General features: G+C 68.7%; 13 protein-coding genes. 10 read left to right on the top strand and 3 right to left on the bottom strand.

Annotation, left to right across the window (positions count from 1 at the left end; genetic code table 11):
* The 6 genes from kdpB to ACFVWW_RS07965 all read left to right on the top strand — a co-directional run bounded on the left by kdpB (position 1) and on the right by ACFVWW_RS07965 (position 7,550).
* Positions 1 to 2,100 carry a potassium-transporting ATPase subunit KdpB gene (kdpB, locus tag ACFVWW_RS07990; RefSeq protein WP_384329747.1) on the top strand — a complete coding sequence of 700 codons (2,100 nt, stop codon included), beginning with the start codon at positions 1 to 3 and terminating at the stop codon, positions 2,098 to 2,100.
* 14 nt (positions 2,101 to 2,114) lie between these two features.
* The gene (locus ACFVWW_RS07985) at positions 2,115 to 2,777 is read left to right on the top strand and encodes a potassium-transporting ATPase subunit C (protein WP_386876797.1); all 663 of its coding nucleotides are present in this window, start codon (positions 2,115 to 2,117) and stop codon (positions 2,775 to 2,777) included.
* Between the two features lie 228 nt (positions 2,778 to 3,005).
* Positions 3,006 to 5,549 (top strand): ATP-binding protein, encoded by a 2,544-nt coding sequence (locus ACFVWW_RS07980; protein WP_384183365.1) that lies wholly within the window; start codon positions 3,006 to 3,008, stop codon positions 5,547 to 5,549.
* 26 nt (positions 5,550 to 5,575) lie between these two features.
* Entirely contained in the window at positions 5,576 to 6,298 is a 723-nt protein-coding gene (locus tag ACFVWW_RS07975; protein ID WP_384183362.1) for a response regulator, read from the top strand.
* A 34-nt stretch (positions 6,299 to 6,332) separates the two neighbouring features.
* Complete coding sequence (locus ACFVWW_RS07970; RefSeq protein WP_382883779.1) at positions 6,333 to 6,719, top strand: OB-fold nucleic acid binding domain-containing protein; 387 nt, start codon at positions 6,333 to 6,335, stop codon at positions 6,717 to 6,719.
* A 3-nt stretch (positions 6,720 to 6,722) separates the two neighbouring features.
* A complete protein-coding gene (locus tag ACFVWW_RS07965) occupies positions 6,723 to 7,550 on the top strand; it encodes a DUF3159 domain-containing protein (protein WP_386876604.1) in 828 nt (275 codons plus the stop codon).
* 101 nt (positions 7,551 to 7,651) lie between these two features.
* Here the strand turns inward: ACFVWW_RS07965 and ACFVWW_RS07960 are convergent, their stop codons facing one another.
* Positions 7,652 to 8,329: a potassium channel family protein gene (locus tag ACFVWW_RS07960; RefSeq protein WP_384183357.1), complete on the bottom strand. Its 678-nt coding sequence runs from the start codon at positions 8,327 to 8,329 to the stop codon at positions 7,652 to 7,654.
* Entirely contained in the window at positions 8,329 to 8,997 is a 669-nt protein-coding gene (locus tag ACFVWW_RS07955; RefSeq protein ID WP_384183354.1) for a potassium channel family protein, read from the bottom strand. The genes ACFVWW_RS07960 and ACFVWW_RS07955 overlap by 1 nt, the downstream gene beginning before the upstream one ends.
* Before the next feature lie 224 nt (positions 8,998 to 9,221).
* On the opposite strand from ACFVWW_RS07955, the gene ACFVWW_RS07950 reads away from it, so the two are divergent.
* From ACFVWW_RS07950 to ACFVWW_RS07935, 4 genes are all read left to right on the top strand, one after another.
* Complete coding sequence (locus ACFVWW_RS07950; protein ID WP_384183351.1) at positions 9,222 to 11,270, top strand: APC family permease; 2,049 nt, start codon at positions 9,222 to 9,224, stop codon at positions 11,268 to 11,270.
* 118 nt (positions 11,271 to 11,388) lie between these two features.
* Positions 11,389 to 12,717, top strand: coding sequence for a class I SAM-dependent RNA methyltransferase (locus tag ACFVWW_RS07945; protein ID WP_386876601.1), 1,329 nt, complete (start codon positions 11,389 to 11,391; stop codon positions 12,715 to 12,717).
* A gap of 163 nt (positions 12,718 to 12,880) precedes the next feature.
* Complete coding sequence (locus ACFVWW_RS07940; protein ID WP_386876599.1) at positions 12,881 to 13,045, top strand: hypothetical protein; 165 nt, start codon at positions 12,881 to 12,883, stop codon at positions 13,043 to 13,045.
* Positions 13,046 to 13,057: 12 nt separating this feature from the next.
* Positions 13,058 to 13,390: an ankyrin repeat domain-containing protein gene (locus ACFVWW_RS07935; protein ID WP_386876597.1), complete on the top strand. Its 333-nt coding sequence runs from the start codon at positions 13,058 to 13,060 to the stop codon at positions 13,388 to 13,390.
* Positions 13,391 to 13,664: 274 nt separating this feature from the next.
* Here the strand turns inward: ACFVWW_RS07935 and ACFVWW_RS07930 are convergent, their stop codons facing one another.
* Positions 13,665 to 14,534: an SDR family NAD(P)-dependent oxidoreductase gene (locus ACFVWW_RS07930; RefSeq protein WP_386876595.1), complete on the bottom strand. Its 870-nt coding sequence runs from the start codon at positions 14,532 to 14,534 to the stop codon at positions 13,665 to 13,667.
* Between the last annotated feature and the right edge of the window lie 54 nt (positions 14,535 to 14,588).

The raw sequence follows: 14,588 nt of genomic DNA, 5'->3' as shown, positions 1-14,588 counted from the left end.
ATGTCCACAGTCACTCCGACCCGTGCGCCGCACCAGGACGTGCCCACCGGTCACAGCTCCGTGAGCGGACGTGTCGGCGGGGGTCTGTTCGACCCCGGGCAGCTGCTCACCTCCTTCCCGGAAGCGATACGCAAGCTCGACCCGCGGGTGATGGTGAAGTCACCCGTCATGTTCGTGGTCCTCATCGGATCCGTACTGACCACGGTCTTCGCCGCCCTGGACCCGGGCGACTGGTTCGGCTGGGCCATCGCCGGCTGGCTGTGGCTGACCACGCTCTTCGCCAATCTGGCCGAGGCGGTCGCCGAAGGACGCGGCAAGGCGCAGGCGGACACGCTGCGCAAGGCCAAGACCGACACGGTCGCGCGGCGGCTGCGCGGCGCCACCGAGGAGCGAATACCGGGCACGGAGCTGCGCGTCGGGGATCTGGTCGTCTGCGAGGCGGGCGACATCATCCCCGGCGACGGCGATGTGGCCGAAGGGGTCGCGTCCGTCGACGAATCCGCCATCACCGGTGAATCGGCGCCGGTCATCCGTGAGTCGGGCGGCGACCGCTCGGCCGTCACCGGCGGTACGAAAGTCCTCTCCGACCGCATCGTCATCAAGATCACGACAAAGCCCGGTGAGACCTTCATCGACCGGATGATCGCCCTGGTCGAGGGCGCGGCCCGGCAGAAGACACCGAACGAGATCGCGCTCAACATCCTGCTCGCGTCCCTCACCGTCGTCTTCCTGCTCGCGGTGGTCACCCTCCAGCCGTTCGCCGTCTACGCGGGTCAGCGGCAGTCGATGATCGTGCTGGTCGCGCTGCTGGTCTGTCTGATCCCGACCACCATCGGCGCGCTGCTCTCCGCGATCGGTATCGCGGGCATGGACCGGCTCGTACAGCGGAATGTGCTCGCCATGTCGGGGCGCGCGGTCGAGGCCGCGGGCGATGTGTCGACGCTGCTGCTCGACAAGACCGGCACGATCACCCTCGGCAACCGCCAGGCCGCCGAGTTCGTCCCGGTCGCAGGGGTGACGCAGGCCGAACTGGCCGATGCCGCCCAGCTCTCCTCGCTGGCCGACGAGACGCCCGAGGGCCGCTCCATCGTCGTACTCGCCAAGGAGCGGTACGGGCTGCGCGAGCGGCACCAGGGCGAGCTGGCCGGCGCCGACTGGGTCGCCTTCACCGCCCAGACCCGTATGTCGGGGGTGGACACCGAGCGGCACACGGTCCGTAAGGGAGCGACCGGCTCGGTCATCGCCTGGGTCAGGGAACGCGGGGGCACCGTTTCCGACGAGGCGCGGGCGCTCGCCGACACGATTTCCACGGCCGGCGGTACCCCTCTGATGGTCGCCTCGGACGACGACAACGGAGCCCGTGTCCTCGGGGTCATCCATCTCAAGGATGTGGTGAAGGAGGGGATGCGGGAGCGGTTCGACGAGTTGCGTCGGATGGGGATCAGGACGGTGATGATCACCGGTGACAATCCGCTGACCGCGCGGGCGATTGCGGAGGAGGCGGGGGTGGACGATTTTCTGGCGGAGGCGACGCCTGAGGACAAGATGGCGTTGATCCGGCGTGAGCAGGCGGGGGGCAAGCTGGTCGCGATGACGGGGGACGGGACGAATGACGCCCCGGCGTTGGCTCAGGCGGATGTGGGTGTGGCGATGAACACCGGTACCTCGGCCGCGAAGGAGGCCGGGAACATGGTGGATCTGGACTCCAATCCGACGAAGCTGATCGAGATCGTCGAGATCGGCAAGCAGCTGCTCATCACGCGGGGCGCGCTGACGACGTTCTCGATCGCCAACGACGTCGCGAAGTACTTCGCGATCATCCCCGCCATGTTCGCCGTGCTCTACCCGGGCCTCGACAAGCTCAACGTCATGGAGCTGTCCTCACCGCAATCCGCGATCCTCTCCGCGGTCATCTTCAACGCGCTGGTCATCGTCGCGCTCGTGCCACTCGCCCTCAAGGGGGTGCGGTACCGGCCGATGAGCGCCGACAGGATGCTCCGCAGAAATCTGGGGATCTACGGTCTCGGCGGGCTGATCGCCCCGTTCATCGGCATCAAGATCATCGACCTGGTCCTCTCCCTCATCCCCGGCATCGGGTGAACGGCATGTCTTCTATGAACACCTCCGCAGGGACTACCGCACGGCTGCTCTGGGCCGGGCTGCGCGCCCTCCTCGTCCTCACCGTCCTGTGCGGTGTGATCTACCCGCTGGCCGTCACCGGCGTCGCCCAGGGGCTCTTCAGCCACCAGGCGAACGGCTCCGAGGTCAGGCAGGCGGGCAAGGTCGTCGGCTCCTCACTCATCGGCCAGCGCTACGACCTGCCCCTGAAGAAGGGGCAGGAGACGCCCTCACCCGACCTCAAGTGGTTCCAGCCGCGCCCGTCCAACGGCCTCGGCAGCAACAGCGTCAATACGCGGTACACACTGATCCTGTCCGGGGCGACCAACCGGTCCGGCGACAACGAAGAGCTGATCCAGTGGGTCAAGGACGCCAAGGCCGCCGTCGTGAAGGACAACTCCACGCCCGATTACCAGGTCGCCGCGTCCGCCGTGCCGCCCGACGCGGTGACCTCCTCCGGCTCGGGTCTCGACCCGGACATCTCACCGGCGTACGCCCAGCTCCAGGTGCACCGGGTGGCGGAGCGGAACAACCTCTCCGTCCAGCGGGTGGAGAAGCTGGTCGAGGACCACACCGACGAGCGCGTCCTCGGCTTCGTGGGGGAGCCCCGGGTGAATGTCCTCGCGCTCAACCTCGCCCTCAAGGAGCTGGCCGGCTGACGCCGTCCCGCTCGCCCGCGGCCCGCGGTGGTCCCCTTCCGTACCGACCACCGCGGGCCGTCTCCGGCTGCCGGGCCGGCCGGAGCCCGAGGCCCCGGGCCGCGCATCAGAATCGCGTCAAGACCCACTCCGGGGCCCTGATCTGCCCTATTTGCCGTAATCGCTGGTTGTAAATTCGACTCAGCCGGCGCGTCCGACGCGGCGGCGCTTCTGGAAGACAATGGGGCCATGGGACGCGGCAAGCTTCGGATCTATCTGGGTGCGGCACCTGGCGTGGGCAAGACCTACGCGATGCTCTCCGAGGCACACCGCCGGGTGGAGCGCGGCACCGACTGTGTGGTGGCCTTCGTCGAGCACCATGACCGGCCGCGTACGGAGGTCATGCTGCGCGGCCTCGAAGAGGTCCGCCGCCGTGACCTGGAATACCGCGAGACCGTCTTCACCGAGATGGATGTCGACGCCGTCCTGGAACGCCGGCCCGCCGTCGCCCTGGTCGACGAACTCGCCCACACCAATGTCCCCGGCTCCCGCAACGCCAAGCGCTGGCAGGACGTCGAGGAGCTGCTCCAGGCCGGTATCGACGTCGTCTGCACCGTCAATATCCAGCACCTGGAATCACTCGGCGATGTCGTCGAATCGATAACGGGCGTACGGCAGCGCGAGACGGTCCCCGACGAGGTCGTCCGGCGGGCGGACCAGATCGAGCTGGTCGACATGTCCCCGCAGGCGCTGCGCCGGCGGATGGCGCACGGCAACATCTACAAGCCCGACAAGGTCGACGCGGCGCTCTCCCACTACTTCCGGCCCGGGAACCTCACCGCGCTGCGGGAGCTGGCCCTGCTCTGGGTCGCCGACCGGGTGGACGAATACCTCCAGCAGTACCGCGGCGAGCACAACATCCGCACCACCTGGCAGGCCCGCGAACGCATCGTCGTCGGCCTCACCGGCGGACCCGAGGGACGTACGCTCATCCGCCGCGCCGTGCGACTGGCCGAGAAGGGCGCCGGCGGAGAGGTACTCGCGGTCTACATAGCCAGGAGCGACGGCCTGACCTCGGCCTCGCCCAAGGAACTCACGGTCCAGCGGACCCTGGTCGAGAGCCTCGGCGGCACCTTCCACCATGTCATCGGGGACGATGTCCCCTCCGCGCTGCTCGAATTCGCACGCGGGGTGAACGCCACCCAGATCGTGCTGGGCTCCAGCCGCCGCAAGACCTGGCAGTACATCTTCGGACCCGGCGTCGGCGCCACCGTCGCCCGGGAGTCGGGGCCCGACCTGGACGTGCACATCGTCACGCACGAAGAGGCCGCCAAGGGCCGCGGACTGCCCGTGGCGCGCGGGGTCAGGCTCGGCCGCTCCCGGATCATCTGGGGCTGGCTGGCCGGGGTCGCCGCGCCCGTCCTGCTATCGATGCTGCTGACCGCCCTCAGCGACAGCCTCGGGCTCGCCAACGATGTCCTGCTGTTCCTCTTCCTGACCGTGCTGGCCGCGCTGCTGGGCGGGCTGCGGCCCGCGCTCGCCTCCGCCGCCGTGGGCTCGCTGCTGCTGAACTTCTACTTCACCCCGCCCACCCACACCCTGACCGTGCAGGACCCGAAGAACCTGGTCGCCATCGTGATCTTCTTCGCGGTCGCGGTCTCGGTGGCCTCCGTGGTGGACCTGGCGGCGCGCCGTACCCATCAGGCCGCCCGGCTGCGCGCTGAATCCGAGGTCCTCTCCTTCCTCGCGGGCAGCGTGCTGCGCGGCGAGACCACCCTGGACGCGCTGCTGGAACGGGTCCGCGAGACCTTCTCCATGGAGTCCGTGGCGCTCCTCGAACGTACGAGCGATGTCGACCCCTGGACCCGCGCGGGCAGCGTAGGACCGCAGCCGGTGGACCGCCCCGAGTCCGCCGATGTGGACATGCCCGTCGGCGACCATCTGGCGCTGGCGCTCACGGGCCGTGTGCTGCCCGCCGAGGACCGCCGGGTGCTCTCGGCCTTCGCCGCCCAGGCCGCCGTCGTACTCGACCGCCAGCGCCTGGTCGGAGAGGCTGAGCAGGCCCGCGAACTGGCCGAGGGCAACCGCATCCGTACGGCCCTGCTCGCAGCCGTCAGCCACGACCTGCGGACCCCGCTGGCCGGCATCAAGGCCGCGGTGACGTCCCTGCGCTCCGACGATGTCGAATGGTCCGAGGAGGACCAGGCCGAGCTGCTCGAAGGCATCGAGCACGGCGCCGACCGGCTCGACCACCTGGTGGGCAATCTCCTCGACATGTCCCGGCTGCAGACCGGCACCGTCACCCCGCTGATCCGCGAGATCGACCTCGATGAGGTGGTCCCGATGGCGCTCGGCGGCGTACCGGAGGACAGCGTGGACCTGGACATTCCCGAATCGCTGCCCATGGTGGCCGTCGACCCGGGACTGCTGGAGCGCGCCGTCGCCAATATCGTCGAGAACGCCGTCAAGTACAGCCCCGACGCCCGGCGCGTCCACATCGCCGGCAGCGCGCTCGGCGAGCGGGTCGAGCTGCGGGTCGTCGACCGCGGCCCCGGCGTCCCCGACGAGGCCAAGGACCGGATCTTCGAACCCTTCCAGCGCCACGGCGACGCGCCGCGCGGGGCCGGGGTCGGCCTCGGCCTCGCGGTCGCCCGCGGCTTCGTGGACGCGATGGGCGGCACCCTCGCCGCCGAGGACACGCCCGGCGGCGGCCTCACCATGGTTCTCACCCTCAGGGCGGCACCCGGACCCGCGCCGGTACGCCCCGAACAACCCGCCCGGGTCGTCTCATGACCGGGACAGCAGAAAGGCAGACCGGTATGCAGCATCCCTCCGGGGGGGATCCCCGGACCCCCGTGCGGGTGCTCGTCGTCGACGACGAGCCGCAGATCGTACGTGCCCTGGTGATCAATCTGAAGGCGCGCAAGTACGAGGTGGACGCGGCCGCCGACGGCGCGAGCGCGCTGGAACTCGCGGCCGCCCGCCACCCCGATGTCGTCGTGCTCGACCTCGGGCTGCCGGACATGGACGGTGTCGAGGTGATCAAGGGTCTGCGCGGCTGGACCCGCGTCCCGATCCTGGTGCTCTCCGCCCGCCACACCTCGGACGAGAAGGTCGAGGCGCTGGACGCCGGCGCCGACGACTACGTCACCAAGCCCTTCGGCATGGACGAGCTGCTGGCCCGGCTGCGCGCCGCGGTCCGGCGGGCCGAGCCCGTCGGCGGGGAGGGTGACGACGGCGTCGCCGTCGTCGAGACCGAGGGGTTCACCGTCGACCTGGCCGCCAAGAAGGTCAACCGGGAGGGCAGGGACGTACGGCTCACCCCGACCGAGTGGCATCTGCTGGAGGTGCTCGTACGCAACACCGGCCGGCTCGTCAGCCAGAAACAGCTCCTCCAGGAGGTCTGGGGGCCCTCCTACGGCACCGAGACCAACTATCTGCGGGTCTACATGGCCCAGCTGCGGCGCAAGCTGGAGGCGGATCCCTCGCACCCCAGGCACTTCGTCACCGAGCCCGGCATGGGCTACAGGTTCGAGCGTTGATCCGGCACCCGCGTACCCCGGTACGCTCTAACGCATGAGTGCTGAGAAGCCGACCGGCCGCTTCCGCCGGATGCTCGACCGGCTGTCCAGCTCCCAGGAGGATCTGGAGTCCGAGGAGCTGCGGGAGGACGCGCAGGCATCGGGGTGCACGCGGATCTCCGACTGCAACGACCGGCAGATCGTCCGGGTGACTGGTACGTTGCGGACGGTCACCCTGCGTCCGCGGGCCGGTGTGCCCGCACTGGAGGCGGAGCTGTTCGACGGCACCGCGCCGCTGGACGTGGTGTGGCTGGGCCGGCGCTCCATCGTGGGCATAGAGCCGGGCCGTAAGCTGATCGCCTCCGGCCGGATCTCCCTGAGCCACGGCCGGCGGGTGCTGTTCAATCCCAAATACGAACTCCGACCGCTCGGACAGGAGTAGCCGGTGACGTCACTCGACAAGCCCGCCGCCTCGAACGCTTCCCCCGCCTCGAACGCTTCCCCCGCCTCGAACGACGCCCCTGCCTCGAACGACGCCCCCGCCTCACCCGATCAGGACGGTGACGCGAAAGCCGTCACCGAGGCGGCCCTTTTCGAGGCATTCGGTGGCCTGCGCGGCATGGTGGAGACCGTTCTCCCCGGCCTGCTGTTCGTCACGATCTTCACCATCAACAAGGACCTGCACACCTCGGCCATCGCGGCCCTGGTCGTCTCGCTGCTGCTCGTCGCGGTCCGGCTGGTCCGCAAGGACACCGTCAAGCACGCCTTCAGCGGTGTCTTCGGAGTCGCCTTCGGCGTCGTCTTCGCGATGATGACGGGCAATGCCAAGGACTTCTATCTGCCGGGCATGCTCTACACGCTGGGGCTCGCGGTCGCGTACATCGCCACCGCTCTCGCGGGCGTGCCGCTGATCGGACTGATCCTCGGTCCGATCTTCAAGGAGAACCTCTCCTGGCGTACCCGTAACCCCGGCCGCAAGAAGGCGTACGCCAAGGCCAGCTGGGCCTGGGGACTGATCCTGCTCGCCAAGTGCGCGATCCTCTTCCCGCTCTACTGGTGGGCCGACACCGCGCAGCTCGGCTGGGTGCTGATCGCGCTCAAGATCCCGCCGTTCCTGCTGGCGGTCTATCTGACCTGGGTCTTCCTGGCGAAGGCGCCGCCGCCGATCGACGTGTTCGCGGAGATGGAGGCGGAGGAGCAGGCCGAGAAGGAGCGCAAGGCGGCAGCCGCCACCGCGCCCACCGCAGACGGCCAGGCCCGCCACCGCCGCTAGGCCCTGTCCGACCGGACAGGACCTGGGCCCTGTCCGGCTTTGATCTTCACGACGTAGAAGGGCCCGGCACCGAGTGGTGCCGGGCCCTTCTACGTCGCTGATCAGCCCGCCGCGTCCTCGCGGCGTACCGACAGGAGATCCTCCAACTGCTCCTCGCGCGCCTGGGCCGCCACGAACAGCAGCTCGTCGCCCGCCTCAAGCGTCTCCTCGGGGTTCGGCGTGAGCACGCGCGTACCCCGGATGATCGTGACCAGGGAGGTGTCCTCCGGCCAGGCCACATCGCCGACCTGGGTGCCGGTCACGGCCGACTCCGGGGGCAGCGTCAGCTCGACCAGGTTGGCGTCGCCGTGGCTGAAGCGCAGCAGTCGTACGAGATCGCCGACGCTCACCGCCTCCTCGACCAGCGCCGACATCAGCCGCGGCGTGGAGACCGCGACATCGACGCCCCAGGCCTCGTTGAACAGCCACTCGTTCTTCGGGTTGTTGACCCGGGCCACCACCCGCGGCACGCCGTACTCCGTCTTGGCGAGCAGCGAGACGACCAGATTGACCTTGTCGTCGCCGGTCGCGGCGATCACGACGTTGCACCGCTGCAGCGCCGCCTCGTCCAGCGAGGTGATCTCACAGGCGTCGGCCAGCAGCCATTCGGCCAGCGGCACCCGCTCCACCGAGATGGCGGTCGGCGCCTTGTCGACCAGCAGGACCTCGTGTCCGTTCTCCAGCAGCTCGCCCGCGATGGAACGGCCCACCGCACCTGCCCCGGCAATCGCGACGCGCATCAGTTCCCGCCTCCGTCCGGACCCTCGGCGAATGACGCCTCGACCTTCTCGATCTCGTCGGTCCGCATCATCACGTGGACGAGATCGCCCTCCTGCAGCACCGTCTGGGACGTCGGCAGCATCGCCTCACCCAGACGGGTGAGGAACGCGACGCGGACGCCCGTCTCCTCCTGCAGCGTGCTGATCTTGTGGCCGATCCAGCTCCCCGAGGTGTGCACCTCGGCGAGCTGCACCCCACCGCTCGGGTCGCGCCACAGCGGCTCCGCGCCGGACGGCAGCAGCCGGCGCATCATCTGGTCGGCGGTCCAGCGGACCGTGGCCACGGTCGGGATGCCCAGACGCTGGTAGACCTCGGCGCGGCGCGGGTCGTAGATACGGGCCGCGACATTCTCTATGCCGAACATCTCGCGGGCCACCCGGGCCGCGATGATGTTGGAGTTGTCGCCGCTGCTCACCGCCGCGAACGCGCCGGCGTCCTCGATCCCCGCCTCACGCAGGGTGTCCTGGTCGAACCCGACCCCGTTCACGCGACGGCCACCGAAACCGGAACCGAGCCGGCGGAACGCGGTGGGGTCCTGGTCGATGACGGCGACCGTGTGCCCCTGCTGCTCCAGGTTCTGGGCGAGTGCGGCTCCCACTCGGCCGCAGCCCATGATGACGATGTGCACGTCGCCTTACCCCGCAGTCCTGATCTCGCTGACCTGCGAAAACACCCTGTTCACTCTTCCTTCTCGACGTGCCGGGTACCCAGCGGGACACCGTGTACGGCCGTTCCCTGGGTCGAGCTTATGCGGCAAGGGTCACGAACCCGTCATCCCCGTAGGCGTATGACTCCGAGCCAGAAGGGGTGGTGGCCTCACGGCTCGCTGTTCGAACGCATACGATCCTCTGCGTGTCCAAACTGACCGACGTGCCCAAACGAATTCTTATCGGGCGGGCGCTGCGTAGCGACAGGCTGGGAGAGACCCTCCTCCCCAAGCGCGTCGCGCTGCCCGTCTTCGCCTCCGACCCGCTTTCCTCGGTGGCGTACGCGCCGGGAGAAGTCCTTCTGGTCCTGTCCATCGCGGGTGTGTCGGCCTATCACTTCAGCCCGTGGATCGCACTGGCCGTCGTGGTCCTGATGTTCACGGTCGTCGCGTCCTACCGGCAGAACGTGCACGCCTACCCGAGCGGCGGCGGCGACTACGAGGTGGCCACCACCAACCTCGGTCCCAGGGCCGGTCTCACCGTCGCCAGCGCGCTGCTGGTCGACTACGTCCTGACCGTGGCCGTGTCGATCTCCTCCGGAGTCGAGAACCTCGGCTCCGCGATCCCCTTCGTCGTGGAGAACAAGGTTCTCTGCGCCATCGCGATAATCGTGCTGCTGACGTTGATGAACCTGCGCGGCGTACGGGAGTCCGGGAAGCTCTTCGCGATTCCGACGTATGTCTTCGTCGGCGGTGTGTTCATCATGATCGCCTGGGGCGCGTTCCGCGGGCTCGTCCTCGGCGAATCCATGCAGGCCCCGACGGCCGACTTCGAGATCAAGGCGGAGCACCAGGGCCTGGCCGGCTTCGCGCTGGTCTTCCTGCTGCTGCGGGCGTTCTCCTCCGGCTGCGCCGCGCTGACCGGTGTCGAGGCGATCAGCAACGGTGTCCCCGCCTTCCGCAAGCCCAAGAGCAAGAACGCGGCGACGACACTCGCCCTGATGGGCGGCCTCGCCGTCACCATGTTCTGCGGCATCATCGGCCTGGCGATGGCCACCAAGGTCAAGATGGCCGAGTTCCCCGCCACGGACCTGATCCACGACGGCGCCCCGGTCGGCTCGGGCTATGTCCAGAACCCGGTCATCTCCCAGGTCGCGGCCGCCGTCTTCGGCGACGGCACCTTCTTCTTCATCCTGCTCGCCGCGGCCACCGCGCTCGTCCTCTTCCTGGCCGCCAACACGGCGTACAACGGCTTCCCGCTGCTCGGCTCGATCCTCGCCCAGGACCGCTATCTGCCGCGCCAGTTGCACACCCGCGGCGACCGGCTGGCCTTCTCCAACGGCATCGTGCTGCTGGCCGGGGCCGCCGCGCTGCTCGTCGCCGTGTACGGGGCCGACTCCACCCGGCTGATCCAGCTCTACATCGTCGGTGTCTTCGTCTCCTTCACGCTCAGCCAGACCGGCATGGTCCGGCACTGGAACCGCCATCTGAGGACCGAGCGGAACGTGGCCAAGCGCCGCCACATGATCCGCTCGCGGGCGATCAACACCTTCGGTGCCTTCTTCACGGGCCTGGTGCTGGTCGTCGTCCTGGCCACCAAGTTCACCCACGGCGCCTGGGTCGCGCTGCTCGGCATGGTGATCTTCTACGGGACGATGACCGCGATCCGTAAGCACTACGACCGGGTCGCCGAGGAGATCGCCGCTGCCGAAGGGCCGTCCGACGACAGCGTCCGGCCGTCCCGGGTGCACTCCATCGTGCTGGTCTCCAAGGTCCACAAGCCCACACTGCGCGCGCTCGCGTACGCCAAGCTGATGCGTTCCGACACCCTGGAGGCGCTCAGCATCAGCGTCGACCCGGTCGAGACGAAGGCGCTCAAGGACGAATGGGAGCGGCGCGGCATCAATGTGCCGCTGAAGATCCTCGATTCCCCCTACCGCGAGATCACCCGGCCGATCATCGAGTACGTGAAGGGCCTGCGCAGCGAGAACCCGCGCGACGCGATCAGCATCTACATTCCCGAGTACGTGGTCGGCCGCTGGTACGAGCACCTCCTGCACAACCAGAGCGCCCTGCGGCTCAAGGGCCGGCTGCTCTTCACCCCCGGGGTCATGGTGACCTCGGTGCCGTACCAGCTGGAGTCCTCCGAGCTGGCGAAGCAGCGGGCGAAGAGGCGGGCCGCGTACCAGGCACCGGGCTCGGTCCGGCGCGGACCTGTCGACTCGCGGCCGAAGGATCCCGGCCCCAAGGAGTGAGCGGCCACCTGCCGTCGCCCCGAGCGTCCTTCGGGGTGGCGGCCGGACGGGTGACGCGCACGTAGACTGGTGGGCTGTCGTCCGGCCGTACCCTTTGATCTTTTGGAGCCACCCCCTCATGCAAACAGAACCGCAGGCTTCGCTGATCGGGGAGGTGTACGAGGTCGAGGTCGGTCCCGTGGCACACGGCGGCCACTGCATCGCCCGTACCGACGAGGGCCGGGTGCTGTTCGTACGGCACACCCTCCCCGGCGAGAAGATCCTCGCCCGGGTGACGGAGGGCGAGGCGGACTCCCGCTATCTCCGCGCCGACGCGGTGGAGATCATCGAGGCGTCCAAGGACCGTGTCGAGGCGCCCTGCCGGTACGCGGGCCCCGGCCGGTGCGGCGGCTGCGACTGGCAGCACGCCAAGCCCGGCGCGCAGCGGCGCTTCAAGGGCGAGGTCATCGCCGAGCAGCTCCAGCGGCTCGCGGGACTCACCCCCGAGGAGGCCGGCTGGGACGGGACCGTTATGCCCGCGCCCGGCGACAAGCTGCCGGCGGGCGAGGTGCCCGCCTGGCGCTCGCGCCTGCAGTACGCGGTCGACGAGGACGGGCGCGCGGGACTGCGCCGGCACCGCTCGCACGACGTCGAGCCGGTCGAGCACTGCATGATCGCCGCGGAAGGCGTCAGTGAGCTGGGCATCGAGCGGCGCGAGTGGCCGCAGATGGCCACGGTCGAGGCCATCGCCGCGTCGGGCTCCGGCGACCGGCAGGTGGTCCTCACCCCGCGGGCCGGCGGCCGGCTCCCGCTGGTCGAGCTGGACAAGCCGGTCTCGGTGCTGCGGGTGGAGGAGCACGACGGGGGAGTGCACCGGGTCCACGGCCGCGCCTTCGTCCGCGAGCGCGCCGACGGCCGCACGTACCGCGTCGGCATGGGCGGCTTCTGGCAGGTCCACCCGCAGGCCCCCCAACTGCTGATCGAGGCCGTGATGCAGGGCCTGATGCCGCGCAAGGGCGAGACCGCGCTCGATCTGTACTGCGGCGTGGGTTTGTTCGCCGGGGCAATCGCGGAGCGCGTCGGCGAGACCGGCGCGGTGCTGGGCATCGAGTCCGGCAAGCGCGCCGTGGAGGACGCCCGGCACAACCTCCAGGACCTGCCCCGGGTCCGTATCGAACAGGGCAAGGTCGACCAGGTGCTGCCGCGCACGCACATCACCGAGACGGACCTGATCGTCCTGGACCCGCCACGCGCGGGCGCCGGCAAGCAGACGGTCAAGCACCTCGCGGGCCTCGGCGCCCGCCGCATCGCCTACGTCGCCTGCGACCCGGCCGCCCTCGCCCGCGACCTGGCCTACTTCCACGAGGGCGGCTACCGCCCCCGCACCCTGCGCGCCTTCGACCTCTTCCCGATGACGCACCACGTGGAGTGCGTAGCGATCCTGGAACCGACAAAGAAGGACGCCTGACTGCGGATTTGCCGGTGCACGTTATGTGCACTGCAGGCGTTACGGGCGATATCTTGACGCCGAAGTGACGCTCTCTGAGGCATCGTGACGCTCATTTGACGCTCGTCCTGATGAATCGTCAGGCAATCTGCGCCACTGGTCAGACGGCCTACTGGCTGCGCGGGTGTGGCAGGTTGCCGGGAAGCGAGCCGAGAAGGGCAAGTCGGCCGACGTGGATGAGGAGATCACCCGGCTGCGACGAGAGAACGCGGCGCTGAAGAAGGACACCAAGGAGCCGGCCATGGAGCGTGCTGTCCTCAAACGCTGCATGGTCCGGTGGGTGAAGTAGAGAGAGTCCTAGATGGTGAATCATCCATGGACGCCGGCCCATCAGGCGGTCGAGTCCCGTGACTATGAAGAATTGACTCGACTGCTCGATCGCGGAGTGGATCCCGGAGAGGTCTGCTGTGGTCAGACTTTGCTGATTCATGCCATTGAGCTTGAGGGTGATTCGGCGCTGCAATCCGGAGGTGAGTTGAATTCTGTACTCACGGCAATTCTCCTGGCCTATGGGGCAAATCCATTCGAAACAATCGATGGCGGTGGGACGCCTCTTGAGATGGCGGCGAGCTACGATCATGTGCTTGCTGAGAGGCTGATTATGCGATGGTCGCGAAATGTTGTCCAAGATTGAATGGATCAAACAGCTGGGTGCGATCTCTCGGTTTAAGGGCGGTGGTTGTGAGAGACGGTCGCTCGGCACATCCACAAGAACCGCTCGCGCCATCAGGAGGGTTTCCGTGCCCATGTGGCGCTCGAGCCCGAGCAAGGTTTCTTCACCGAGGTCGCGCCGACCGCCGGAAGCGGGCCGGGAAACCATGAGGATGCCGTCGCCCAGGACCTCCTGTAGGTACGGCAGTGCCGGTGGCCCTTATCCCACGGGCTGACAAGCACGCACCTGACCGTCCTTATGGAGCACCGAGGCCGGCGAGCAACGCCACCGTCTCCGCCCACAGCTCCCGCTGCACATGCTCGCTGCGGCCCGGCTCGGGGCACTGCAGCTGCTTGGCATCCCGCACGGAGAAATAGACCCCGCTTGTGTGTGCGAAAGCTGGATCGGTCGCCAGGCGCAGGATGATCCCGGCGCCCTTGCGGGGGTCGCCCACCCCCAGGATGTTCAGCACGCGCTGCAGCAGCTCGGACCCGGGCAGGTCCCGGCCGAGCCCGGTGGCGTTGAAGCCGGGATCGCAGCAGTTGACCGTGACCTTCGTGGCATCCAGACGCCGGGCCAGCTCCAGGGTCCACATAATGGTCATCAGCTTCGTCCGGCCGTACAGCGCCATCGACTCCCGCCGCGTATAGGGATCGGTGCGGCGCAGGTCCAGGCTCGGCGAAACGGTCTTGGCCTGCTGCGCCGCCTCCGATGCAACGTTGACGATGCGCGCCGGGCCGGACGCCAGGAGCGTGTTCGTCAGCGCTTCGGTCAGCACGAACGGGCCCAGGTAATTGACCGCGGTCATCTCCGCGAAACCCTCGGCTGTGGTGCGCTGGGAGAACGCGTGCAAGCCCGCGTTGTTGACCAGTAGGTCCAGCCGGGGATAGTGCGCGGCGATCTCTTCACCCACCCGGCGCGCTTGGGCAATGAGCCCCAGGTCCGCGTAGAAGATGTCGGCCCGCACGTCGGCGGAGACTGACCGCAGCTGACCAAGGAGCGCTTCAGCCTTGGACCGGGAGCGCGCCACTGCCCCGATGCGGTAGCCGCGGCGTGCCAGTTCCAGAGCGGTGATCCGGCCCAACCCGGAGGTGGCACCGGTGATCACAGCGACGGGACGGTCCATCACTCACTCCATTCATGAGGTACCTCATTAAATCTGTGTGGGACGATACCCGAC

This window comes from Streptomyces sp. NPDC058198, from assembly GCF_042882605.1.
GTDB lineage: Bacteria > Actinomycetota > Actinomycetes > Streptomycetales > Streptomycetaceae > Streptomyces.
This window is presented reverse-complemented; position numbering and strand designations above follow the sequence as displayed.

Excerpts from the sequence above, each read along its gene's own strand:
- kdpB (WP_384329747.1), top strand. The coding sequence starts at position 1 with ATGTCCACAGTCACTCCGACCCGTGCGCCGCACCAGGACGTGCCCACC.
- ACFVWW_RS07985 (WP_386876797.1), top strand. The coding sequence starts at position 2,115 with ATGAACACCTCCGCAGGGACTACCGCACGGCTGCTCTGGGCCGGGCTG.
- ACFVWW_RS07980 (WP_384183365.1), top strand. The coding sequence starts at position 3,006 with ATGGGACGCGGCAAGCTTCGGATCTATCTGGGTGCGGCACCTGGCGTG.
- ACFVWW_RS07975 (WP_384183362.1), top strand. The coding sequence starts at position 5,576 with ATGCAGCATCCCTCCGGGGGGGATCCCCGGACCCCCGTGCGGGTGCTC.
- ACFVWW_RS07970 (WP_382883779.1), top strand. The coding sequence starts at position 6,333 with ATGAGTGCTGAGAAGCCGACCGGCCGCTTCCGCCGGATGCTCGACCGG.
- ACFVWW_RS07960 (WP_384183357.1), bottom strand. The coding sequence starts at position 8,329 with ATGCGCGTCGCGATTGCCGGGGCAGGTGCGGTGGGCCGTTCCATCGCG.
- ACFVWW_RS07945 (WP_386876601.1), top strand. The coding sequence starts at position 11,389 with ATGCAAACAGAACCGCAGGCTTCGCTGATCGGGGAGGTGTACGAGGTC.
- ACFVWW_RS07935 (WP_386876597.1), top strand. The coding sequence starts at position 13,058 with ATGGTGAATCATCCATGGACGCCGGCCCATCAGGCGGTCGAGTCCCGT.
- ACFVWW_RS07930 (WP_386876595.1), bottom strand. The coding sequence starts at position 14,534 with ATGGACCGTCCCGTCGCTGTGATCACCGGTGCCACCTCCGGGTTGGGC.